Source organism: Leifsonia sp. CL147, assembly GCF_900114565.1.
Classification (GTDB): domain Bacteria; phylum Actinomycetota; class Actinomycetes; order Actinomycetales; family Microbacteriaceae; genus Leifsonia.
Map to the genome: position 1 here is coordinate 137830 of NZ_FOTM01000004.1, position 21438 is coordinate 159267.

Here is a 21438-nt window from a genome sequence, read left to right on the forward strand (position 1 = left end):
CGCATGCGCTTCCGGTGGCCGACGCGGGATGCGTGGCGGCGGGTGCCGTCCCGCCTCGCGTACCTGTGGCGCACGTCGCTGCAGGTCCGCACGGTCGCCATCACCCTCCTGCTGACGGGTGCCGCCATCCTCGTCACCGGCATCTACATGGCGCTCAGCATCAGCAACGATCTCTACCAGTCGCGCCTCGACCAGGCACTCCGCGACTCCAGCCGCGCGACGACCACGGCGCAGTCGACGCTGAACGCCTCGGACGTGTCCTCGGGCGATGCGGGCAAGAACCTGCTCAACACCGTCCTGCAGAGCGTGCAGGCATCCACCTCCAGTCGTCTGGTGGCCGCCTATCGCGTCCCCGGGCAGGACACCGGCGTCCTCGCGCCCCCGGACCGCGGCAGCCCGGCGATGAACTCCGTCATCTCGCCCGACCTCCGCGAGAAGGTGCAGAACGGAGGGATGAAGCAGTACTACCAGTCGGTCGCGCTTCCGGCGGGCGGAGGAACCGATCCCGGAATCGTCGTCGGCTCCCAGCTGACGCTGCCGTCGTACGGCAAGTACGAGCTGTACATCGGCTACAACCTGCGCGACTCCGAGAACACCCTGCTCTTCGTGCAGAACACACTGCTCGTCGCCGGCCTGGCGCTCGTCCTCCTGATCGGTGCGATCACCTGGGTCATCGTCCGGTTCGTCGTCGAGCCCATCCGTGTGGCCGCGCGCACCAGCGAGCGACTGGCCGCCGGCGATCTGGCGGTGCGCATCCCGGAGCGGGGCGAGGACGTGTTCGCCTCGCTGGCGCGCTCCTTCAACGGGATGGCCGACAGCCTCCAGAGCCAGATCAACCAGCTCGCGACCCTGTCGCAGCTGCAGCAGCGCTTCGTCTCGGACGTCTCGCACGAGCTGCGCACCCCCTTGACCACGATCCGCCTGGCGGGCGACGTCATCTACGACCAGCGCGAGGGGTTCCCTCCGGCCACCGCGCGAACCGCCGAGCTGCTGCACACCCAGATCGAGCGCTTCGACCGCCTGCTCTCCGACCTGCTCGAGATCAGCCGCTACGACGCCGGCTCCGTGGTGCTCGACGCGGAGCCCACGAATCTCGTCCGTCTGGCCGAGGAGTGCGTGGACGAGCTGCGGACGGTCGCCGAGCAGAACGGGTCGGAGCTCGTCCTCGACGCCCCCGGCGGCTACTTCGACGTGCCGATGGACCCGCGCCGCATCCGCCGCGTCGTCCGCAACCTTCTCGGCAATGCCATCGAGCACGGCGAGGGGCGGCCCGTCGTCGTCACCGTCGACAGCAACGAGAGCGCGGTCGCGCTGACCGTGCGGGACTTCGGGATCGGGATGAGCGCTCAGGACACCGGTCACGTCTTCGACCGGTTCTGGAGGGCGGATCCGTCCCGCAAGCGGACGCTCGGCGGCACCGGGCTCGGGCTCGCCATCTCACTGGAGGACGCGACCCTGCACTCCGGCTGGCTGCAGGTCTGGTCGTCGCCCGGCGCCGGATCCTGCTTCCGCCTGACACTTCCGCGCGTGGCCGGGCGCGAGATCACGGCATCCCCGCTCCCGCTCGCGCCGACGGAGGACAGCGCGGGCGTCCCGCAGGGCAGCGACGCCGCCACCGGGAGCGAGGCGCACGCATGATCGGACTGAGGGGATCGCGGCGTGCGTCGGGCAGCAGGCCGGGCAGGAGGCCGGCGGGCACCCGCGCGGTGCTGGCCGCCGTGGCCGGTCTCGCGCTGGTCGCGCTCGCGGCCTGCGCCAGCATCCCCGACTCCGGCCCGGTGCGCCAGGGAGGACCCGTCGCCCAGGTCAACGACCCGCTCGACCTCGACTTCAACCCCTCGCCGCCGGAGAAGGGCGCGACGCAGCAGCGGATCGTGCAGGGCTTCATCGACGCCGCCTCCAGCCCCAAGAACAACTTCCAGATCGCTCGCGAGTACCTGACCCATGCCATGGCCGCCAGCTGGAACCCCGACGAGTCGGTGACCGTCGACGACGGACGCAACCGCAGCTATCAGGACCAGGGGTCGCTCTGGAGGGTGGATGTGACCCCCGTCGCGAACCTCGACTCCATCGGCGCCTACCATCCGGTGGCGAGCACCGCGCCGGTCGGACTGAACTACCAGCTGGTGAAGGAGAACGGGGAGTGGCGCATCTCGGTCGCCCCCGACGGCGTGGTCATCGACGACCCGACCTTCCGCGCCGTCTACACGCAGCAGACGCTGTACTTCTACAGCGCCGGCTACGGCTATCTGGTGCCGGACGCGCGCTGGTTCCCGGCCCGCGTCGCCTCGGCTGCGACCCGGGTGGCGAGCTCGCTGCTGGCCGGGCCCGCTCCCTGGCTGAACGGGGCCGTCACGACGGCCTTCCCCAAGGGGACGCAGCTGGCAGTGCCGTCCGTGACGACGTCCGGAGGGGTGGCGCACGTCGACCTCAGCTCCGAGGCCGCGCAGGCGGATCCTGCCCAGCTGCAGCGGATGCAGTACCAACTGGAGCAGTCGCTGGGGAGCCTGGCGCAGAGCGTCGAGCTGTCGGTGGAGGGCAACGTCCAGCAGATCCCGTCGCTGAGCTCCTCGGCCCTCCCGATCCGGGACCCGTCGGTCGACTCGCACCCGTATCTCTACCGGGGCGACGTGTTCGGACCGCTGAACGGCGATGCGGTGAGCGCGCTGACCGGCCTGAGCGAGAAGGTGGCGGCTCTGCACCCGACCGCCGTGACGCTGAACGCGTCACGCGATCAAGCCGCCGTGCTGGCGCCGGCGGGGGTCTACTCCGTCCGCAAGAACGGCGACCCTGTCCGGGTGGACGCGCGCCCGGGACTGATCGGACCGTCGCTCGACCCGTCCGGCTGGGTCTGGTCTGTGCCCTCCGGATCGCCCGGCGCCATTCAGGTCGCCGCCGCCAACGGGGGAGAGGCGCACCCGGTCGCGGCGAGCTGGCCGGGCGCCACGGCGATCCTGACCCTCGCGGTCTCGCGCGACGGGACGCGCGTGGCCGCGCTGCTGAAGACGGAGACCGGGTACTCGCTGATGGCGTCCGGCATCGTGCGCGGTGGAAACGGGTCTCCCACGTCCCTCACCGACCCGGTCGAGCTCGCCGTCCCGGCGGCGACGCCACGTTCGGCGGCGTGGACGAGCGACCTCACCGTCGCCGTGCTGAGCGCCACGACCGGCGACGCGACGAGCATCGCCCAGCAGACCGTCGGCGGCGACCAGACCAGCACCTCCGGCCCTTCCGGAGGGCGGATCATCGTCGGCGCCGCTGGGCTCTCGCCCTATGTCGTCCTGAGCGGCGACGGGACGCTCGTCGCGCCCACCGGCACCGGCTGGCAGGCGCAGACGGACAAGGTCGGTGCAATCGCGGTGCAGCAGGGCCAGCCCTGACGCGTCGTCCACAGGCGGTTCGCGGACCACGTTCTCCACCGATTCGCGTCGCCCCCGCCCCGGCAGGGCCACCGCCGTGGATGCTCGAACCATGACAGCTCAGACCCTGATCCGTGAATCCCTGCTCGACGCCGCCGCCATCGTCCTCCCTGTGCGCTGCGCGGGCTGCGGCCGTCCTGATCGCTCGTTGTGCGACGACTGCTCAGCCGCTCTGCGACCCGCCGCCCGAGTGGATGCGGTGAGCGGCATCCCCATCTGGTCCTCACTTCCGTACGAGGGCATTCCGCGGCGCGTTCTCCTCGCCTACAAAGACGGCGGCCGGGTGGATGTGGTGCGAGCGCTGGCGCGGCCGCTGCGGTTCGCGGTGGCGGAGGCGCAGCGCGAGGCGACGGGGAGGGGAGGAGGTGACGGCGCCGGTGGCGCGGCTCTGCTGCCCGTGCTGGTGCCCTCGACCCGCGCGGCCTGGCGCCGGCGCGGATACCATCCCACCCGTGCGGTCCTGGCGCGGGCGCACATCCTGGTCCCTCCGCTCTGGCGCGCCCTGCGGTTGTCGAGACAGACCGCAGACCAGGCGGGGCTGACGGCGACGGAGCGGTCGGGCAACCGTGAGAGCAGTCTCGTGGCCTCGCCTCGGCTCGCGCGACGCGATTGCCTGATCGTCGACGACATCGTGACCTCCGGAGCGACGATCCTCGAGGCGGCGCGGGCGATCCGTGCAGTGGGCGGGAGGGTCGCCGGTGCGGCGGCGATCGCACGGACGCCGCTCCGCGGTGGCGCACATGCTCAGACATGATTCAGCGGACCCACGGCAGATGCTGTCTGTTTTTCGGTACCGGAAGCAGGTCGGCGGCACTACGGTAGACGAAAAGGCGCGATCGAACCGCCCTTCGTGATCCGGGCGGTCATCACGCCGGATCAGGGAGGTCTTCATGGACATCAACATCATCGGACGCAACCTGGGCATCACTGATCGATTCCGGGAGTACGCCACGGAGAAATCCGACAAGGTGGCGCACCTGGCCGAACGAGCCATCTCGTTCGAGATCAAGGTCAGCAGGCACAACGAGAAGCTGGGCACCCAGAACGGCGACGACCGCGTCGAACTGACGCTCGTCGGGCCGCGCGCTGTGGTGAGATCCGAGGCGACAGGACAGGACAAGTACGCCGCCTTCGACATCGCGCTCGGCAAACTCATGGAGCGCGTGCGTCGCGCGAAGGACCGCCGCAAGGTCCATCGCGGGCAGCACAGGCCCACCTCGTTGCGTGAGGCGAGCACGGATGGTTTCAGCACGGTAGGACTCGCGGCGGCTCCCGTCGCGGTGCTCGACCAGGTGGCCACCGGCAGCGTGCCCGTCGTATCCGATGAGACGGAGGAGCCCGTAGCGGAGGCGGCGGAGGAGGAGTACTGCCCCGTCGTGATCCGGAAGAAGGTCTTCGCCTCCGTGCCCATGACCGTGGACGACGCCCTCTATTACATGGAGCTGGTCGGCCACGACTTCTACCTCTTCGTCGACCAGGAGACCATGCGACCGAGCGTGGTCTACCGGCGAAAGGGATGGGACTACGGCGTGATCTCGCTCGACGACGACGCCGATGAGCTGCAGGAGGTCGCGACGGCGGCACGCAAGCTGGGCTGATCGCGAGCGGGTCGTCCCGAACCAGACACACGGAGCGCCGATGGCGGCCGCCCAGGCGGCGGTCGCCATCGGACGTTCGTCCAGGCCCCTCCCAGCCAGAACGAGCCGAACGGCGGGGCTGAACAAGTAGCATGTCTCTAGCGTCGGCGGAGTCTGCCGTCCGGCGCGCGTCCGTCGGGGCGCCGGGCCATCGGCCCGACCGAGTGTAAGTGGAGTGCATCAGTGGCCTCAGTTCTTGAAAAGGTCCTCCGTGTCGGCGAGGGACGCATCCTCCGCCGCCTGGAGGCGTACGCGAAAGCCGTCAATGCTCTCGAAGACGACTTCAGCGAGCTGACCGACGAAGAGCTCGCGCACGAGACCGTCGAGCTGCGCGAGCGCTACGGGAACGGCGAGTCGCTCGACGATCTGCTGCCGGAGGCGTTCGCGGCCGTCCGCGAGGCATCCAAGCGGACCCTGGGCATGCGTCACTTCGACGTGCAGATCATGGGCGGCGCAGCGCTGCACCTCGGGAACATCGCCGAGATGAAGACCGGCGAGGGCAAGACCCTCGTCGCGACGACCGCGGCCTACCTCAATGCGATCGCCAGCCGCGGCGTCCACGTCATCACGGTCAACGACTACCTGGCGAGCTACCAGTCCGAGCTGATGGGCCGGGTCTTCCGCGCCCTGGGCATGACGACGGGTGTCATCCTCGCCGGCCAGACGCCGGAGGAGCGCCGCGAGCAGTACGCCGCCGACATCACCTACGGCACGAACAACGAGTTCGGCTTCGACTATCTGCGCGACAACATGGCGTGGCAGGCGAGCGACATGGTGCAGCGCGGTCACTTCTACGCCATCGTCGACGAGGTCGACTCCATCCTCATCGACGAGGCGCGCACGCCGCTGATCATCTCGGGTCCGTCCTCGGGCGAGGCGAACCGCTGGTTCAACGAGTTCGCGAGCCTCGCCAAGCGCCTCACTCCCGACGTCGACTACGAGGTGGACGAGAAGAAGCGCACCGTCGGAGTGCTCGAGCCGGGCATCGAGAAGGTCGAGGACTACCTCGGCATCGACAACCTGTACGAGTCGGCGAACACTCCGCTGATCTCCTTCCTGAACAACGCGATCAAGGCGAACGCCCTGTTCAAGCGCGACAAGGACTACGTCGTGATGAACGGCGAGGTGCTCATCGTCGACGAGCACACCGGTCGCATCCTCGTCGGCCGCCGCTACAACGAGGGCATCCACCAGGCGATCGAGGCCAAGGAGGGCGTCGAGGTCAAGGCCGAGAACCAGACGCTCGCCACGGTGACTCTGCAGAACTACTTCCGTCTCTACAAGAAGCTGTCCGGCATGACCGGTACGGCCGAGACCGAGGCCGCCGAGTTCATGAGCACCTACAAGCTCGGCGTGGTCCCCATCCCGACCAACAAGCCGATGCAGCGCAAGGACCAGTCCGACCTCGTCTACAAGAACGAGAAGTCCAAGTTCGACCAGGTCGTCGAAGACATCGTGAAGCGTCACGAGAAGGGCCAGCCGGTCCTCGTCGGAACGACCTCCGTCGAGAAGAGCGAGTACCTGTCGCGCCTGCTCGCCAAGAAGGGCGTGCGCCACGAGGTCCTCAACGCGAAGAACCACGCACGCGAGGCGGCGATCGTGGCCCAGGCCGGCCGGCTCGGAGCCGTCACGGTCGCGACCAACATGGCCGGACGTGGGACCGACATCATGCTCGGAGGAAACTCCGAGTTCCTGGCCGTCGCCGAGATGAACGCGCGCGGGCTGTCGCCGATCGAGACGCCGGACGAGTACGAGGCCGCCTGGGAGGACGTCTTCGAGAACGTCAAGGCGCAGGTGGCCGAAGAGGCCGAGAAGGTCGTCGCGGCCGGCGGCCTGTACGTGCTCGGCACCGAGCGTCACGAGTCCCGCCGCATCGACAACCAGCTGCGCGGTCGCTCAGGCCGCCAGGGCGACCCGGGCGAGAGCCGGTTCTACCTGTCGCTGACCGACGACCTGATGCGCCTGTTCAACGCGGGCGCCGCCGAGAGCCTCATGGGCCGCAGCAGCGTCCCCGACGACATGGCCATCGAGTCCAAGGTCGTCAGCCGCGCCATCCGCAGCGCGCAGTCCCAGGTGGAGGCGCGCAACGCCGAGATCCGCAAGAACGTCCTCAAGTACGACGACGTCCTCAACCGGCAGCGCGAAGCGATCTACAGCGACCGCCGCCACGTCCTCGAGGGCGACGACCTGCACGAGCGCGTGCAGCAGTTCCTCACCGACGTGATCGACGACATCCTCGACCAGCACACCGGCGAGGGCAGCGGAGACGACTGGGACTTCGACGCCCTGTGGGTCGAGCTCAAGACCCTCTACCCGGTCGGGGTCACGATCGACGAGGTGATCGCGGAGGCCGGCAACAAGGGCAGGATCAACCGCGATTTCATGCGGCGCGAGATCCTCTCGGATGCGCGCATCGCCTACCAGAAGCGGGAGGAGTCCCTCGGCTCGCCCGCCATGCGGGAGCTCGAGCGCCGGGTCGTCCTCTCGGTGATCGACCGCCGCTGGCGCGACCACCTGTACGAGATGGACTACCTGAAGGACGGCATCGGCCTGCGCGCGATGGCGCAGCGCGATCCGCTGGTCGAGTACCAGCGCGAGGGCTACGCGATGTTCCAGCAGATGATGGGCGCCATCCGTGAGGAGACCATCGGCTTCCTGTTCAACCTGGAGGTGGAGGTCAACCAGGCGCCCGGAGAGGTGGAGTCCCCGGCCGTGGCCGCGAAGGGCCTCGCCCGCGGTGAGAGCGACAACCGGCTCAGCTACTCCGCGCCCGCGGAGCAGGGCGGCGTCGAAGTGCGCAACCAGCGCGGCCAGATCGAGCAGGCCGCGACGGCACGCGCTCAGCGCGCGGCTCAGCAGGCCGCACCTGCCGCCGCTGCGCCTGCGCAGGCCGCGGCCCAGCGGGGTGCCTTCGGTCAGCGCGTGGAGTCCTCCGAGGAGGAGGCTCCCGTGAACCGAGCGGAGCGCCGCGCCCAGGCCAAGAAGCGCTGACGCCGCACGACAGACGACGAATGGCGGTCCCTTCGGGGCCGCCATTCGTCGCAGGTGGCCGGCGCTCCTCGAGCACCGGCCACCTGCGGGTTGCTGCGCTTCTCGCAGGCAGCGGACGTCTCAGAGGACGTTGATGGCCGTCGCCCGCCAGCGCGAACGGTGGCGCTCCAACCGGATGGCCACTGCTCGAGACCGCGCCGGCTGATGCACCATGACGACCGCTTCGATGACGTCCTCGGAGGGGAAGCCGAGAAGCGGATCGCCGATCCGCATGCGCGGCCGCAGGGTCTCCTCCGTCGCGGTCACCCGGGCGCGGGCGACCAGCGTGGTGCGCCGCAGCAGGTTCACGTACACGCTGTCGCTGACCCACCGGCCGATCTGGTCGAGCGGCCGGGCGCCCGCCAGGATCTCGATGACCGAACGTGCCAGGTTGGAGCAGAGCATGTCCGGCGAAGGGTTCAGAAGCTCGGCCGTCGGCCGCACCTCGCGGGGCGGAGCGGCCTCCACCGGATGCAGCGCCCTCAGGGTGGCGGACGTGGGACTGTGTGCGTTGGTGAACATGGTTCTCCTTCGTGCGAGTGACGCGGGCGGTCGATCGATCGGGTGCCCGTCTCCGGATGCGGCGGCCGAAATCTGGTTCATGAATCTCCCTGGAGAGGCGTGTCGGTGGTCCGTGATGAAATTGAGCCGTGATATGTACGATGGATCACTCAAGCAGGCCAGGGCAACCTGGTCCAGGGCACAAACGCTCTGTGGATAACTCCCGTCATCGACACAGACCTCGCGTTTAGGATGGTGTGGTGTCCACGCTCAGCGATCTCGTCCATGCCCACGGCCGTTCGTCGGAGGACGACGTCGAGTGGCTGCACGGCCTCGTGGGCGACTGGCAGCTGCTCGCCGATCTGGCGTTCGCAGACATCGTGCTGTGGGTTCCGACGCTCGATGACGACTTCGTCGCTGTAGCGCACGCCCGGCCGTCTTCTGCGGCCACCCTCTTCTACCGCGACTTCGTCGGTCAGCACATCAAGCCCGAGTGGCGGCAGCAGGTGACGGATGCATTCCGCTCGAAGCGGATCATCGACACCTCCGCCCCGGACTGGTACGAGGAGACGCCGACACGCGTCCGAGCGGTGCCGGTGATCCGCCGGCTCTCCGTGCACTCGCAGCAGACCGCGGAGGAGCCGGTCGCGGTGATCACGCGCCACACCAACCTCAGCGAAGCGCGCACGCCGAGCCGCCAGGAGCTCACCTTCAACGAGTGCGCGAACGACCTCTTCAACATGATCGCGACGGGCGACTTCCCGGACCTCGGCGCTCCGGCAGCTCCACGTCGCGGCGCTCCCCGCGCGGCGGACGGCCTCATCCGGCTGGATGTGGACGGCACCACGACCTTCGCCAGCCCGAACGCGCTGAGCGCCTTCAACCGGATGGGCTTCACGGGGGAGCTGGAAGGCGAGTCCCTCGCCACGGTCACCACCGGCCTCCTCGCCGGGACGATCACCGTGGACGAATCGCTTCCCCTCGTCGTGACCGGACGCGCGCCCTGGCGTACGGACATCGAGGCGCGCGGCGTCACGGTATCGCTGCGGGCGATCCCGATCCGCAACCGCGGGGAGCGCGTCGGGGCCATCGTCCTCTGCCGCGATGTGTCCGAGCAGCGGCACCAGGAGCGCGAGCTCATCACCAAGGATGCGACGATCCGCGAGATCCACCACCGCGTGAAGAACAACCTCCAGACCGTCGCTTCGCTGCTGCGCATCCAGGCCCGCCGGACCCACTCCGAGGAGGCGCGCGAGGCGCTCAGCCAGGCCATGCGTCGCGTCGCCGCGATCGCCGTTGTCCACGACACGCTCTCGACCGGGCTCGCGCAGATCGTCGACTTCGACGACGTGTTCGATCGCGTCCTCCTCCTGGTCGCGGAGGTCGCCGCCAGCCATACGACGACGGTGCACCCCAAGAAGTCCGGCACGTTCGGACAGCTGCCGTCGGAGTACGCGACGCCGCTCGCCCTGGCCCTCACGGAGCTCGTCACGAACGCCGTCGAGCACGGCCTCGCGGGGCGCGAGGGTCAGGTCGAGATCGTCGCCCACCGCTCGGAGGAGTCGCTCACGGTGAAGGTCGTGGACAACGGCTCCGGCCTCCCCGAGGGGAAGGTCGGCACGGGGCTCGGCACTCAGATCGTGCGCACGCTCATCCAGGGCGAGCTGGGCGGCGCGATCGATTGGCACACGATGATGGGCCAGGGCACGGAAGTGACCATCGAGGTGCCGCTGCGCTACCTCACCAAGGTCTGAAACCAGCGGCGCGCCGAACCGGGACGAAGGAAAAGTGCCGAGGGGCGCTCGATGCTAGGTGAGTGAGCGCCGCCTCGGCCGGGTCGTGCGGGCGGATGCCTGGGCTCCGCGCCGACGGTGATGCGGTGGTGGGTCAGGAGGCGCGGCGGGCGCGCGCTGCGCGGCGCTTGAGGGCGCGACGCTCATCCTCCGAGAGCCCTCCCCACACACCGGAGTCCTGGCCGGTCTCGAGGGCGTACTGCAGGCAGATCTCGGTCACGGTGCAGCGAGCACAGACCGCCTTGGCCTTGTCGATCTGGTCGACCGCAGGTCCGGTGTTGCCAACCGGGAAGAAGAGCTCGGGGTCCGCGGTGAGGCAGGCGGCTTTGTCGCGCCAATCCATGAAGATGTGCTCCTTGTTTACGGGGGTTCCTGACCGAGGGGTGGCCATAGAATGCAGGTAAGCAGTCGGGTTGCAGGGTGCTTAGATCCGTGGGGACTCAGACCTGCCCACGACCCTGTGAGCGTTAACTCGACCGTTGAATATGCTCCCATAGCGCCTATCCCGAATCAATAGTTTTGTATGGGATAACGCTGAGAACACGAGCCAGAAACTACAGGATGCTATAGTGCGCGACCCCCAGAACCTGCCTGCAGACGCTCACGCGACCGATCCGGATCGGCCGGCCCGGCCGGCGCTTCTCGTGGTGCTGACCGTGATCCTGGCGCTCGAGGCCGCCCTCGTCGTCGGCGTGGCCGGCTGGCTGCTGATCGAGCTCCTGACCCAGAAGCCGCAGTCGTACCCGTCTGCCGTGGCGATCGTCGTGCTGGTATTCCTGGCCGCCGCCTGGCTGATCGCGACCGTCGTCGGCGTCGCCCGCCGACGTCCCTGGGCCCGGGCGTCGGCCGTCACCATCCAGATCCTCCAGCTCGCGGTGGCGGTGGGATGCTTCCAGGGCCTCTACGCCCGGCCGGACCTCGGCTGGGCGCTGCTCGTACCGGCGCTGGTCGCCGGCGTCCTCGCCGTCTCCCCGGCCGTCGTCCGCACGTCGCGCACCACGCACTAACGCCCCCCCACCGTCGAGTACGCAAAGATTGCACGCGACGCGCCCCGACGACGTGCAATCTCTGCGTACTCGATGGTGGGGGCCCGGCGCGACGAGACGGGACGCGACGAGGCGGGACGTCAGGCGTCGACGCCGAGCTTCTTGCGCAGCGAGGCGACGTGGCCGGTCGCCTTGACGTTGTAGAGCGGGAGACGGAGCGTGCCGTCCGGGTCGACGACGAACGTGGAGCGGATGACACCCTCGACGATCTTGCCGTACAGGCTCTTCTCGCCGTACGCACCGTAGGCGCGGTGCACCGCGAGGTCTTCGTCGGACAGCAGCGGGAAGTTCAGCCCCTCCTGCTCCTGGAACTGCTTGTTCTTGGCCGGCGCATCCTTCGAGATCCCGATCACCTGGTAGCCCGCCGACTTCAGCGAGTTGAGGTTGTCGCGGAAGTCGCACGCCTCGGTGGTGCATCCGGGTGTCATGGCCGCCGGGTAGAAGTACACGATCACGTTCTTTCCGGCGAAGTCGCCGAGCGAGACGGTCGCGCCGTCCTGGTCGGCGAGCGTGAAAGCGGGGGCCGGCTGTCCGGCTTCGAGTCGAGTGTCAGTCATGTCCCTATTCTCACGCCGCAGCCGTGCCGATCGGATCCGCGGTCAGCTTCCCGCCTTCGCCAGGAGGTTCACGGCCGAGACGATGCGGTCGAGGTCCTGCTCGGTGAGCGAGGGATGCACGGGGAGGGACAGCGCCTCCCGGGCCGCCCGCTCGGTCTCGGGGAGGTCCAGCGGGAGCCCGAACACCGGGAGGCGGTGGACGGGCGTCGGGTAGTAGACGCCCGTGCCGATCCCGTGCTCCTCGCGCAGGGCGCGCGCGAAGCCGTCGCGGTCCTCGGCCACCCGGATCGTGTACTGGTGGTAGACGTGCGTGGCTCCGGGCGCGACCGGGGGAGTGACGACGCCCTCGATTTCCGCGTCGAAGCGGGCGGCGTTGTTCCGGCGCTGCTGGGTCCATCCGGCCAGCTTCCTCAGCTGCACCCTCCCGATGGCGGCATGCAGGTCGGTCATACGCGCGTTGAAGCCGGCGATCTCGTTCTCGTACGGGCGCGCCATGCCCTGATTCCGCAGGAGACGGACGCGCTCGTCGGTGCTCTCCGCCGCCGAGACGACCATGCCGCCCTCGCCGGAGGTCATGTTCTTGGTCGGGTAGAGGCTGAACATGGCCCACTCGCCGAAGGTGCCGACCGGTCGGCCGTCGAGCTCGGCGGCGTGGGCCTGGGCGGCATCCTCGAACACGGCGAGGCCGTGCTCTTGCGCCAGGGCGGTGAGCCCCCGCATGTCGGCGGGGTGACCGTACAGGTGGACGGGCATGATCGCGGCGGTGTTGGGGCCGATCGCCCGGGCGGCCGCCTCGGGGTCGAGGCCGAAGCTGTCGCGCTCGATGTCGGCGAACACCGGCGTGGCTCCCGCGAGCACGACGGCGTTCGCCGTCGCGGCGAACGTGAACGACGGGACGATGACCTCGTCGCCCGGCCCGATCCCGGCGGCGAGCAGGCCGAGCAGCAGACCGGAAGTGCCGGAGTTGACGGCCGCAGTCGGCCGGCCGCCCACGAGGGCTTCGGAGAACTCGCGCTCGAAGGCGCTCACCTCGGGGCCCTGGGCGAGCATGCCGCTGCGCAGCACCGCATCCACTGCGGCCCGCTCGTCGTCGCCGATCAGCGGCCGCGCAGCAGGGATGAAGTCCAGGCCCGTCACAGGACCACCTCCAGTGTTTCGTCGTTCTGGCGATAGCGCTCGCCGGTCTGCGGGCAGATCCAGTGGTCGCCGTCGAGGACCAGGGGGATGCCGGCGCGGCCCACCCAGCCGATCCGCCGCGCGGGCACGCCGGCGACGAGGGCGAAAGCGGGCACGTCGCGGGTGACGACGGCTCCTGCCGCGACCGTGGCCCAGGCGCCGATCTCGACCGGGGCTACGCACACGGCACGGGCTCCGATGGAGGCGCCGGAACGCACCAGCACACCGACCGGCTCCCAGTCGGAGGCGGACTTCAGCGTCCCGTCCGGCGTGATGGCACGGGGGAAGGTGTCGTTCGTCAGGACGACCGCCGGGCCGATGAAGACGCCGTCTTCGAGGACAGCGGGCTCATAGACCAGCGCCTGGTTCTGGATCTTGCAGTTGCTCCCGACGCTGACTCCCGCGCCGATGTAGGCGCCGCGGCCGACCACGCAGTTCTCGCCGATCGTCGCGTCTTCGCGAACCTGTGCCAGATCCCAGATCTTCGTCCCGTCGCCGACGGTCGCCGACTCGGCGACATCGGCATTCGCGGCGACAAACAACGAGCTCCTTCCTCCCCAGCAGAGTGGCTCCCGACGGGAGCTTCGCCGCGGCGCGCACCGGCAGAATCCATGCGACGAATGTAATGAATGTATGATCGAGTGGCCTCTGTTCTGCTGGAGGCCCGGGCTCTCCAGGTCCCACGCACGACGGCGGACGTGCGGGGATCGGCACGATCGTTCTGCGGTCACGGCACCTGCTCCGCGAGGGAGCGCCCGTCGTGAGAACCTCCACCCGACTCGGAAGGCGCACCACCGAAGACATGATCGTTTTCATCTACGGAACGACGGCAGAGGCTATCAAGCTGGCCCCCGTCATCGGCCGGCTCCGGGAGCGGGGTGCACCTACCCAGCAGTGGGTCACCATGCAGCACACCGAGGCGCTGGTGAGCGCGATGGAGCAGTTGGGGCTCGGGACGCCCGACCAGGTGATCGCGCGCGGCGCCGCCGGAAAGCCCTTGCGTGGCACAGTCGACGTCGTGCGCTGGGGGATGTCGGTGCTGGGCTGGCTGCGGAAGAACCGCAAGGCGGTCGCCGCCTCGCTGCCGGAGAACACCGTCATCGTTGTGCACGGCGACACTCTGACGAGCGTCGCCGGTGCGTACATCGCCAGGCGGATGGGATTCGACTGCGCCCACATCGAAGCCGGACTGCGGAGCGGCAACTGGCGGCACCCCTTCCCCGAGGAACTCGACCGGCGCATCGTCGGGACCATGGCGACGGTGCACTACACGCCCTCTGCCGAGGCGACCCGCAACCTCCAGAAGCGCTCGAACGTCGTCTACACCCACGGGAACACCGCGCTGGACGCGTTGCTCGACCACGGCGCACGCGACGTATCGTCCGACGACCCCTACGGCGTGGTGCTGCTGCACCGGTTCGAGTTCATCTCCAACAGCCAGCTCGTGGACGACACGCTCGCCGCCCTTACCGCAAGTCCCGTGCCGTTGCGGCTGATCGTGGACGCCTACAACCGCGAGACTCTGGAGCGGGTGCTCGCCGGCCAGGGCGGCGACCGCATCCAGATCATCCCGAAGCTGCGGCACGACGAGTTCGTCGCACTGCTGGAGAACGCTGCGTTCGTGGTGACCGACTCCGGCGGCATCCAGGAGGAGTCCGCGCTGCTGGGCGTCCCGACGCTCATCCATCGCAAAACGACGGAGCGGGGCGAGGGGATCGGCCGCAACATCGTGCTCTCCGGATGGGATCTGGGGCGACTGCGGTCCTTCCTCGACGACTATGCGTCGCTGCGCCACGAGCCCGACCGGCCGGAACGCTCCCCGTCGGACGTCATCGTCGCCGATCTGATCAGCCGAGGGTATGCCGAGTAGCGACGACAGGGCGCGGCCGCAGCGCCGGGGCCCCGGCATGATCACGCGCCACGGGCGGGCCCTGGCGGAGATCGCCGGCGTCAGCGCTCTGGGGATCCTCGCGACCACCGCCTTCCAGATCATCACCATCCGAGGTCTCGGGCCGTCGGCGTACGGTCTCCTCGCCGCCGCCCTGGCCCTGATCAACGTGGCCGCGATCGGCAGCTCCGCCCTCCGCAACTCGGTCGCGGTGACCACGGCGGAGGCGCTGCACGTCCCGCACAGCGTGCCGGGGGAGCGCACGCGGCGGATGGACGGAGCGCTCATCGAGGCGCTGGTCCTGGGCGGGATCGGGACGCTCGGCGTGTTCGCGCTGTCCTCCCGGCTCGCCGCGCCGGGCGCCGTGGGGGTCGTCACGATCGTGCTGACCGCGGCGGCCATGATCCCCAACTTCCTGTTCGCCCTGGCCCAGGGCCGGCTGCAGGGCGCGGAGGACTCGCGTGCGGTGGTCTGGTGGTCCACGGGCGCGCAGGTGGCGCAGGCCGTGCTCGCCCTGGCGGCCATCCTGCTGGGCGGCGGCTCCGTCGCCATCCTCGCCATCCTGGTCCTGACCGCGCTGACCGGCGCGATCGGGGCCGGGTCCATGGCGCGGCGCCGGGCGCTCGCGGTCGGCCGGTCGCCGTTCACGATGCAGAGCACCGTGGTGCTGCTGCTCACGGTCGGCTTCGCTTGGCTGACGAACGCCGACGTCGTGCTGGTCCGCGGAGACGCACCGGATGCGGTCGCCGGCGCCTATGCCGCTGCCGCAGTGCTCATCAAGACGACGCTGATCATCCCCTCGACCTTCTCGCTGTACCTGCTGCCGCGATTCGTGCGCAGCAAGGGCAACGCGGCGCTCACCAACCTGGGGGTCACGGTGATCCTGGCGGTGACGCTGCTCACGGGACTCGTCATGTTCGCCGCGGTCTCGCTCCGCGGACCGTGGATCGTCGGGCTGCTCTTCGGCTCCCACTACGCGCAGACGGCGCAGATCGTGGTGGCGTTCTCGGTGGCCTGGCTGCCGTGGGCGCTCGCACAGGGCGTCCTGGTGCGGATCACGGCCATCGCCTCCCGGACGGCGCTCGCCGTGTTCCTGCTCGGAGCCGTCGCGCAGTGGCTGGTCGCCTCCGCGACGCTCCCCGATGTGGATGCGTGGCTGATCGGCAACGGCCTGATCGGCCTGGCGATCTTCCTGTCGCTCTACGGCATCCACTGGGCGCTGCTGATCCGGAGCCGGCGTGCCGGGCAGGAGCGCGCGATCGAGGAGCCCGCGACACCGTGACCGGACCGCAGCTGAGCATCGTCATCGCCTCCTTCGACTCGGCGCCGTGGCTTCCGAGCACGATCGGCTCGCTCGCCGGTGCACTCGCGCGGAGCGGTGTGGAGGCGGAGATCGTCGTGGTGGACGACGGCTCGACGGACGACACGGCGACCGTGCTCGGCACGCTGGCGGCGGAGTCGAGCATCCCGATCCGCGTCATCGCGCAGGAGAACCGCGGCCGTTTCCTCGCCCGGTTCGCGGGCGTTCAGGCGGCCCGCAGCGAGCGGGTGCTGCTCTTCGACTCGCGACTGCTCATCGACGAGGACGCGTTCGCCTACCTGGAGCGGATGGATGCGCTGCGGCCCGACGCCCGGGCCTGGATCGGCCACGTGCCGACCGACCCGGCGGCTCCGCTGGTCGGGCGGTTCTGGGAGGTGCCGACGCACGTCTTCTGGGGCGGATACCTCGCGCATCCGGTGCCGACGGACATCACGCCGGCGAACTTCGACCGGGTGCCGAAGGGGACGGGCTGCCTGGTCATCGACCGCGAGGCCTTCCTCGAGGCGTGCCGTGCGGCCTGGCCCGAGGAGAACGCCGACCTCGTGTCCGACGACACCCGCCTACTGCGCCACGTCGCGGACCACGGAGCCCTGCGCATCGACCCGGGCTTCCGTGCGCTGTACCGTCCGCGCGTGACCGTGCGCGGGTTTCTGCGGCACGCCTTCGTGCGCGGGACGCTGTTCGTCGACAGCTACGCCGGCACGGGGTTCGTGCGCGACCTGGTCCTTCTCGCGCTGGTGGTGGCGCCGGTCCTGGCGCTTGTCGTGATCGTCCTGGCCGCCGTATCCGGGCTCTGGTGGCTGATCGTGCTCATCGTCGCGCTCGCTGTCGCAGGTGCTGTGGCGCTGGCGCTCGTCGCCGCCGCCCGGGCGGCGGCGGCCCGGGCGATCTTGTCGTTCGCGACCTACGTCGTCCCGTTCGGCGCGGTGTTCTGGGCGGGCCTGGCGCGCGGCGTCTGGGTGCACCGGCGGGCCTTCGGCTCCGCGCGCGTCCGTCCGGCCCCTCGGGCCTGACCCCCGGCGTCCGTCCGGCCCCTCGGGCCTGACCCCCGCGTCCGTCCGGCCCCTCGGGCCTGACCCCCGCGTCCGTCCGGCCCCTCGGGCCTGACCCCCGGCGTCCGTCCGACGCTGCGGGGCTTCGCGCGGTGACTGCGGTCGTTTGTCACGACTGCCATGGGGCGAGCCGCCGCACACGTTCCGTGCGACCGCAGTCGCGGTCGGAAGGGGCGGGAGCCGGCCGACCGCAGTCGCGGCGGGAGCCGACCGATGGCAGTCCGCACCGGGAGGGGGCATGGCGGCTGTCGCGGTCGCGGGGTCGTGCGGTGACTGCGGTCGTTTGTCACGACGGCCTTGGGGCGAGCCGCCGCACACGTTCCGAACGACCGCAGTCGCGGTCGGAAGGGGGCGCGACGGGGCCGGCGCGACGGGACCGTGCCGGCGCCGGCGGCGGCGGCGGTCAGCGGGCGAAGGTGGTGAGCAGGCGCTGGAGGGAGTCGAGGCGGGCGCGTCCGGCCTCGCCCAGCCGGCCCTCCTCGACGGCCTCGTTGATGGCGCAGTCCGGCGCGTCGGGCAGGTGGGTGCATCCGCGGGGGCAGTCCTCGGCGATGGCCGCGAGATCGGTGAACGACTTGAGGATGCTGTCCGTGTTCACATGTCCCAGACCGAACGATCGCACGCCCGGGGTGTCGATCACCCAGCCGTGATGCCCGGCGCCGTCCTCGATGCGGAGCGAGACCGTGGATGAGGAGGTGTGCCGGCCGCGTCCGGTCACCACGTTCACGTGCCCGGTCGCGCGCCGGGCGCCGGGAACGAGGGCGTTGACCAGGGTCGACTTGCCCACCCCGGAATGGCCGACGACGACCGTGTCGTGCCCGACGAGGGCGGCCGCGATCTCCTGCAGCGGGATGTCGTCCTCCCGGCTGGTGAAGACGGGCAGACCGAGTCCGGCGAAGTTCGCCAGGAACGGTTCCGGGTCGGCGAGGTCCGTCTTGGTGACGCAGAGCATCGGCTCGATTCCGGCATCGTACGCGGCCACGAGGTAGCGGTCCACGAGGCGCGTGCGCGGCTCGGGGTTCGCGGCAGCGACCACGATCAGCATCTGGTCGGCGTTGGCGACGACGATGCGCTCCACCTCGTCCGTGTCGTCCGCACTGCGCCGCAGCAGGGTCGTCCGCGCCTCGACCCGGACGATCCGGGCGAGCGTTCCCTCCTCGCCGGTCGTGTCGCCGACGACCGCCACGCGATCGCCGGTCACGATGGGGTTGCGTCGCAGCTCGCTCGCGCGCGCTGCGGTGACCTGGCGCTCCCGGTCGGTGTCCTCGTCCAGCAGGATCGTGTAGCGGCCGCGGTCGACGCCGAGCACGCGAGCGATCTCGGCGTCGGTGTGGCCGGGGCGCGTCTTGGTGCGCGGACGGTTCCCCTTCGGGTTCGGCCGGCTGCGGATGCTGGACTCGTCGTAGAGGTCGAGCTCCTCATCCTCGTCGCCGTCGTCCCACCACGAGCCGGTGCTCTCGGGTCCGAAGCCGTCGGGTCCGCTGCCGGATGCGCCGCTGCCCGTCCCCGTGCGGTCAGTCACGCGGTGCGATCCCGCCCTGCAGCATCCCCGTCCAGAGCTGCGTGAACTGCGGGAGGGTCTTCGCGGTCGTGGCGACGTTCTCGATCTCGACGCCGGGGACCGCCAGCCCCACGATCGCGCCGGCTGTGGCCATCCGGTGATCCTCGTAGCTGCGCCACACCCCGCCGTGGAGCGGCTGCGGATCGATGCGCAGGCCGTCCTCCGACTCGGTCACGGCGCCGCCGAGCCCGTTGATCTCGGCGGCCAGGGCGGCCAGCCGATCGGTCTCGTGGTGGCGGATGTGCCCGATGCCGGTGATCTCGCTCGGCCCGTCGGCGAGGGCGGCGATGGCGACGAGGGCCGGGGCCAGCTCTCCTCCGGTGCTGAGGTCGAGCTGGACACCGTGGGGACGGTCCGGCCCGGTCACCGTCAGCCGGTCGCCCTCGCGCGTCACGGTGGCGCCGAACAGGGGGAGCAGCTCGGCCAGGTCCGCGCCGACCTGGGTGGTCGACTCCGGCCAGCCGGTGATCGTCACCGTCCCGCCCGTGACGACTGCGGCGGCGAGGAACGGCGCCGCGTTGGAGAGGTCGGGCTCGATGTCGACGTCCCGGGCCGCGATGGTGCCCGGCGCGACGATCCAGCGTCCCGTCTCCGGCGACTCGACGGTCACGCCGCGCGCCGCGAGGGCGGCGATGGTCATCTCGATGTGCGGGAGGCTCGGCAGGCGGTCGCCGGAATGGGTGAGGTCGAGTCCGTTCTCGAACCGGCTCGCCGAGAGCAGCAGGGCGCTCACGAACTGGCTGGAGCTGGACGCATCCACTTCGACAGGGCCGCCGGCGACGCGGCCGGTGCCGTGGACGGTGAAGGGGAGGGATCCGCGGCCGTCGTCGTTCACATCCACGCCGAGCGAGCGGAGGGCCGAGATGATCGCGCCCATGGGCCTGCCCCGTGCCGAGTCGTCGGCGTCGAACATGGTCGGGCCGAGGGCGAGCCCGGCGATCGGCGGGACGAAGCGCATGACCGTTCCGGCCTGACCGCACTCGATCGTGGTGCTGCCGAGCAGCTCCTCGGCCGGGGTGACCAGGAAGTCCGCGCCGAAGGCTCCGGCGCCCGGCTTTTCGTCGATGCCGACGCCGAGCGCGCGCAGCGCCTCCACCATGTTGGCGCTGTCGCGCGAGTGCAGCGGAGCGCGCAGCAACGACGGCGCATCGGCCAGGGCCGCCAGCACGAGCTCACGCGCGGTGAGCGACTTCGAGCCGGGAAGCGCGACGGTCGCCGAGACCGGCCCGTCGGCGACCGGGGCAGGCCACAGTGTGTTCGGCTCGTCGGACCGGTTGTCGCCGTACGGATCGAAGTCGGGAGCGGAATATTTCGAAATCAGCATTGTTGTCAAGATTATCCGTGTTCACGCCGAGAGGAAGGATCCGCCCGTGGCCGCAACCGCCGTGCTCGACGTCCCCAGCGTCCTGACGCGTCGGCTCGGCGACCCTGCGGGGTCCTTTGCCGGAGTGGATGCGGGGCTCGCGCAACTAGACTGGCCGGTGATGAGCACCGAGACCCAGGATGCGGGCCACCTCTTCGAGGAGCAGGCCCTGCCTTTCATGGACCAGCTGTACGCGGCCGCCCTGCGAATGACCAGAAACCCGTCGGACGCGCAGGACCTCGTGCAGGAGACGTTCGTGAAGGCGTATGCGGCGTTCAACCAATTCCAGCAGGGCACCAACCTGAAGGCCTGGCTGTACCGCATCCTCACCAACACGTTCATCAACACCTATCGGAAGAAGCAGCGCGAGCCCTACCAGGGGACGATCGACGAGCTCGAGGACTGGCAGCTCGGAGGTGCGGAGTCGACCACCGCATCCACGAGCCGCTCGGCCGAGGCGGAAGCGATCGACCACCTGCCGGACAGCGCCGTCAAGGACGCGCTGCAGGCCATCCCGGAGGACTTCCGGCTGGCCGTCTACTTCGCCGATGTGGAGGGGTTCTCCTATCAGGAGATCGCCGACATCATGAAGACCCCGATCGGCACCGTGATGAGCCGCCTCCATCGCGGCCGTCGCATGCTGCGGGAGCTTCTGACCGACTACGCGCACGAGCGGGGCCTCTCGGCCGTCCAGGGGGACCGCGCCGTGCAGACTTCCAGGAGCAAGAGATGACCGACTGTGGATGTGAGAAGGCGAAGGCCGAACTCGAGGAGTACCTGCGCAACGAGCTGTGCAGCGAGGATGCTGCCGACGTGCGCGAGCACCTGGCGAGCTGCGCCGGATGCTCTGACGAGGCGCACCTGAGCGTCGTGCTGACCGAGGTGGTGCAGCGCGCCTGCAAGGAGACCGCTCCCGAGACGCTGCGCACCGAAGTGCTGCTGCGCATCCGCTCCTTCCAGGCCAGCGTCCACTAACCGGGCTGCCGCCGGGGGCGGCGATTCGTCACGAATGTGCGTTCGGAGCGCGGTTGGGCGACGATTCGTGACGAATGTGCGTTCGGAGCGCGGCTGGGCGACGATTCGTCACGAATGTG

19 protein-coding genes are annotated in these 21438 nt (G+C 70.0%); 12 read left to right on the forward strand and 7 right to left on the reverse strand.

The genetic code is table 11. The features are described from left to right. Positions 1-3: 3 nt before the first annotated feature. From mtrB to secA, 5 genes are all read left to right on the forward strand, one after another. Entirely contained in the window at positions 4-1638 is a 1635-nt protein-coding gene (gene mtrB / locus BM287_RS05455) for an MtrAB system histidine kinase MtrB (protein WP_090036748.1), read from the forward strand. Then, positions 1635-3380: an LpqB family beta-propeller domain-containing protein gene (locus tag BM287_RS05460; protein WP_090036750.1), complete on the forward strand. Its 1746-nt coding sequence runs from the start codon at positions 1635-1637 to the stop codon at positions 3378-3380. The genes mtrB and BM287_RS05460 overlap by 4 nt, the downstream gene beginning before the upstream one ends. 91 nt (positions 3381-3471) lie before the next feature. Next, on the forward strand, positions 3472-4173 hold the full coding sequence (locus BM287_RS05465) for a ComF family protein (RefSeq protein WP_211772959.1): 702 nt from the start codon (positions 3472-3474) through the stop codon (positions 4171-4173). Between the two features lie 136 nt (positions 4174-4309). Beyond that, positions 4310-5017, forward strand: a complete 708-nt coding sequence (raiA, locus tag BM287_RS05470) for a ribosome hibernation-promoting factor, HPF/YfiA family (RefSeq protein WP_090036752.1) — start codon at positions 4310-4312, stop codon at positions 5015-5017. Positions 5018-5239: 222 nt separating this feature from the next. Beyond that, positions 5240-8047 (forward strand): preprotein translocase subunit SecA, encoded by a 2808-nt coding sequence (gene secA, locus BM287_RS05475; protein WP_090036754.1) that lies wholly within the window; start codon positions 5240-5242, stop codon positions 8045-8047. Between the two features lie 120 nt (positions 8048-8167). Here the strand turns inward: secA and BM287_RS05480 are convergent, their stop codons facing one another. Next, the gene (locus tag BM287_RS05480; protein ID WP_244527920.1) at positions 8168-8608 is read right to left on the reverse strand and encodes an Rv3235 family protein; all 441 of its coding nucleotides are present in this window, start codon (positions 8606-8608) and stop codon (positions 8168-8170) included. A gap of 239 nt (positions 8609-8847) precedes the next feature. Between BM287_RS05480 and BM287_RS05485 the strand changes: the two genes are divergently transcribed. Beyond that, a complete protein-coding gene (locus tag BM287_RS05485; RefSeq protein ID WP_090036903.1) occupies positions 8848-10341 on the forward strand; it encodes a sensor histidine kinase in 1494 nt (497 codons plus the stop codon). Between the two features lie 133 nt (positions 10342-10474). Here BM287_RS05485 and BM287_RS05490 read toward each other — a convergent pair whose 3' ends face one another. Then, entirely contained in the window at positions 10475-10723 is a 249-nt protein-coding gene (locus BM287_RS05490; RefSeq protein ID WP_018190103.1) for a WhiB family transcriptional regulator, read from the reverse strand. A gap of 226 nt (positions 10724-10949) precedes the next feature. Here BM287_RS05490 and BM287_RS05495 point away from each other — a divergent pair, with 226 nt between their 5' ends. Next, positions 10950-11387: a hypothetical protein gene (locus tag BM287_RS05495; RefSeq protein ID WP_244527922.1), complete on the forward strand. Its 438-nt coding sequence runs from the start codon at positions 10950-10952 to the stop codon at positions 11385-11387. A gap of 119 nt (positions 11388-11506) precedes the next feature. Here BM287_RS05495 and bcp read toward each other — a convergent pair whose 3' ends face one another. From bcp to BM287_RS05510, 3 genes are read right to left on the reverse strand one after another with little or no spacing between them, the layout of a single operon-like run. Further along, entirely contained in the window at positions 11507-11983 is a 477-nt protein-coding gene (gene bcp / locus BM287_RS05500; protein ID WP_090036756.1) for a thioredoxin-dependent thiol peroxidase, read from the reverse strand. Positions 11984-12025: 42 nt separating this feature from the next. Beyond that, entirely contained in the window at positions 12026-13120 is a 1095-nt protein-coding gene (locus BM287_RS05505; RefSeq protein ID WP_090036758.1) for a DegT/DnrJ/EryC1/StrS family aminotransferase, read from the reverse strand. Further along, positions 13117-13701 carry an acyltransferase gene (locus BM287_RS05510; RefSeq protein ID WP_090036760.1) on the reverse strand — a complete coding sequence of 195 codons (585 nt, stop codon included), beginning with the start codon at positions 13699-13701 and terminating at the stop codon, positions 13117-13119. The genes BM287_RS05505 and BM287_RS05510 overlap by 4 nt, the downstream gene beginning before the upstream one ends. Before the next feature lie 260 nt (positions 13702-13961). On the opposite strand from BM287_RS05510, the gene BM287_RS05515 reads away from it, so the two are divergent. Genes BM287_RS05515 through BM287_RS05525 form a run of 3 tightly spaced genes read left to right on the forward strand, consistent with a single transcriptional unit; the run spans position 13962 to position 17381 of the window. Next, positions 13962-15029 carry a UDP-N-acetylglucosamine 2-epimerase gene (locus BM287_RS05515; protein WP_090036762.1) on the forward strand — a complete coding sequence of 356 codons (1068 nt, stop codon included), beginning with the start codon at positions 13962-13964 and terminating at the stop codon, positions 15027-15029. 37 nt (positions 15030-15066) lie between these two features. Next, a complete protein-coding gene (locus BM287_RS05520; RefSeq protein WP_090036764.1) occupies positions 15067-16329 on the forward strand; it encodes an MATE family efflux transporter in 1263 nt (420 codons plus the stop codon). Further along, positions 16326-17381: a glycosyltransferase family 2 protein gene (locus BM287_RS05525; RefSeq protein WP_090036766.1), complete on the forward strand. Its 1056-nt coding sequence runs from the start codon at positions 16326-16328 to the stop codon at positions 17379-17381. Before BM287_RS05520 ends, BM287_RS05525 begins: the two co-directional genes overlap by 4 nt. A gap of 442 nt (positions 17382-17823) precedes the next feature. Here BM287_RS05525 and rsgA read toward each other — a convergent pair whose 3' ends face one another. Beyond that, positions 17824-18810, reverse strand: coding sequence for a ribosome small subunit-dependent GTPase A (gene rsgA, locus BM287_RS05530; RefSeq protein WP_244527940.1), 987 nt, complete (start codon positions 18808-18810; stop codon positions 17824-17826). A gap of 124 nt (positions 18811-18934) precedes the next feature. Continuing rightward, positions 18935-20305, reverse strand: a complete 1371-nt coding sequence (gene aroA / locus BM287_RS05535; RefSeq protein ID WP_090036770.1) for a 3-phosphoshikimate 1-carboxyvinyltransferase — start codon at positions 20303-20305, stop codon at positions 18935-18937. A gap of 160 nt (positions 20306-20465) precedes the next feature. Between aroA and BM287_RS05540 the strand changes: the two genes are divergently transcribed. Continuing rightward, positions 20466-21077: a sigma-70 family RNA polymerase sigma factor gene (locus BM287_RS05540; RefSeq protein ID WP_244527942.1), complete on the forward strand. Its 612-nt coding sequence runs from the start codon at positions 20466-20468 to the stop codon at positions 21075-21077. Beyond that, entirely contained in the window at positions 21074-21319 is a 246-nt protein-coding gene (locus tag BM287_RS05545) for a zf-HC2 domain-containing protein (protein WP_090036773.1), read from the forward strand. The genes BM287_RS05540 and BM287_RS05545 overlap by 4 nt, the downstream gene beginning before the upstream one ends. Positions 21320-21438: the final 119 nt, after the last annotated feature.

What these genes read in the sequence shown, in the direction of transcription:
- bcp (WP_090036756.1), bottom strand. Translation starts at nt 11,983, where the DNA reads ATGACTGACACTCGACTCGAAGCCGGACAGCCGGCCCCCGCTTTCACG.
- raiA (WP_090036752.1), top strand. Translation starts at nt 4,310, where the DNA reads ATGGACATCAACATCATCGGACGCAACCTGGGCATCACTGATCGATTC.
- BM287_RS05545 (WP_090036773.1), top strand. Translation starts at nt 21,074, where the DNA reads ATGACCGACTGTGGATGTGAGAAGGCGAAGGCCGAACTCGAGGAGTAC.
- aroA (WP_090036770.1), bottom strand. Translation starts at nt 20,305, where the DNA reads ATGCTGATTTCGAAATATTCCGCTCCCGACTTCGATCCGTACGGCGAC.
- BM287_RS05465 (WP_211772959.1), top strand. Translation starts at nt 3,472, where the DNA reads ATGACAGCTCAGACCCTGATCCGTGAATCCCTGCTCGACGCCGCCGCC.
- BM287_RS05515 (WP_090036762.1), top strand. Translation starts at nt 13,962, where the DNA reads ATGATCGTTTTCATCTACGGAACGACGGCAGAGGCTATCAAGCTGGCC.
- BM287_RS05490 (WP_018190103.1), bottom strand. Translation starts at nt 10,723, where the DNA reads ATGGATTGGCGCGACAAAGCCGCCTGCCTCACCGCGGACCCCGAGCTC.
- BM287_RS05480 (WP_244527920.1), bottom strand. Translation starts at nt 8,608, where the DNA reads ATGTTCACCAACGCACACAGTCCCACGTCCGCCACCCTGAGGGCGCTG.
- BM287_RS05460 (WP_090036750.1), top strand. Translation starts at nt 1,635, where the DNA reads ATGATCGGACTGAGGGGATCGCGGCGTGCGTCGGGCAGCAGGCCGGGC.
- mtrB (WP_090036748.1), top strand. Translation starts at nt 4, where the DNA reads ATGCGCTTCCGGTGGCCGACGCGGGATGCGTGGCGGCGGGTGCCGTCC.
- BM287_RS05540 (WP_244527942.1), top strand. Translation starts at nt 20,466, where the DNA reads ATGAGCACCGAGACCCAGGATGCGGGCCACCTCTTCGAGGAGCAGGCC.
- BM287_RS05520 (WP_090036764.1), top strand. Translation starts at nt 15,067, where the DNA reads ATGATCACGCGCCACGGGCGGGCCCTGGCGGAGATCGCCGGCGTCAGC.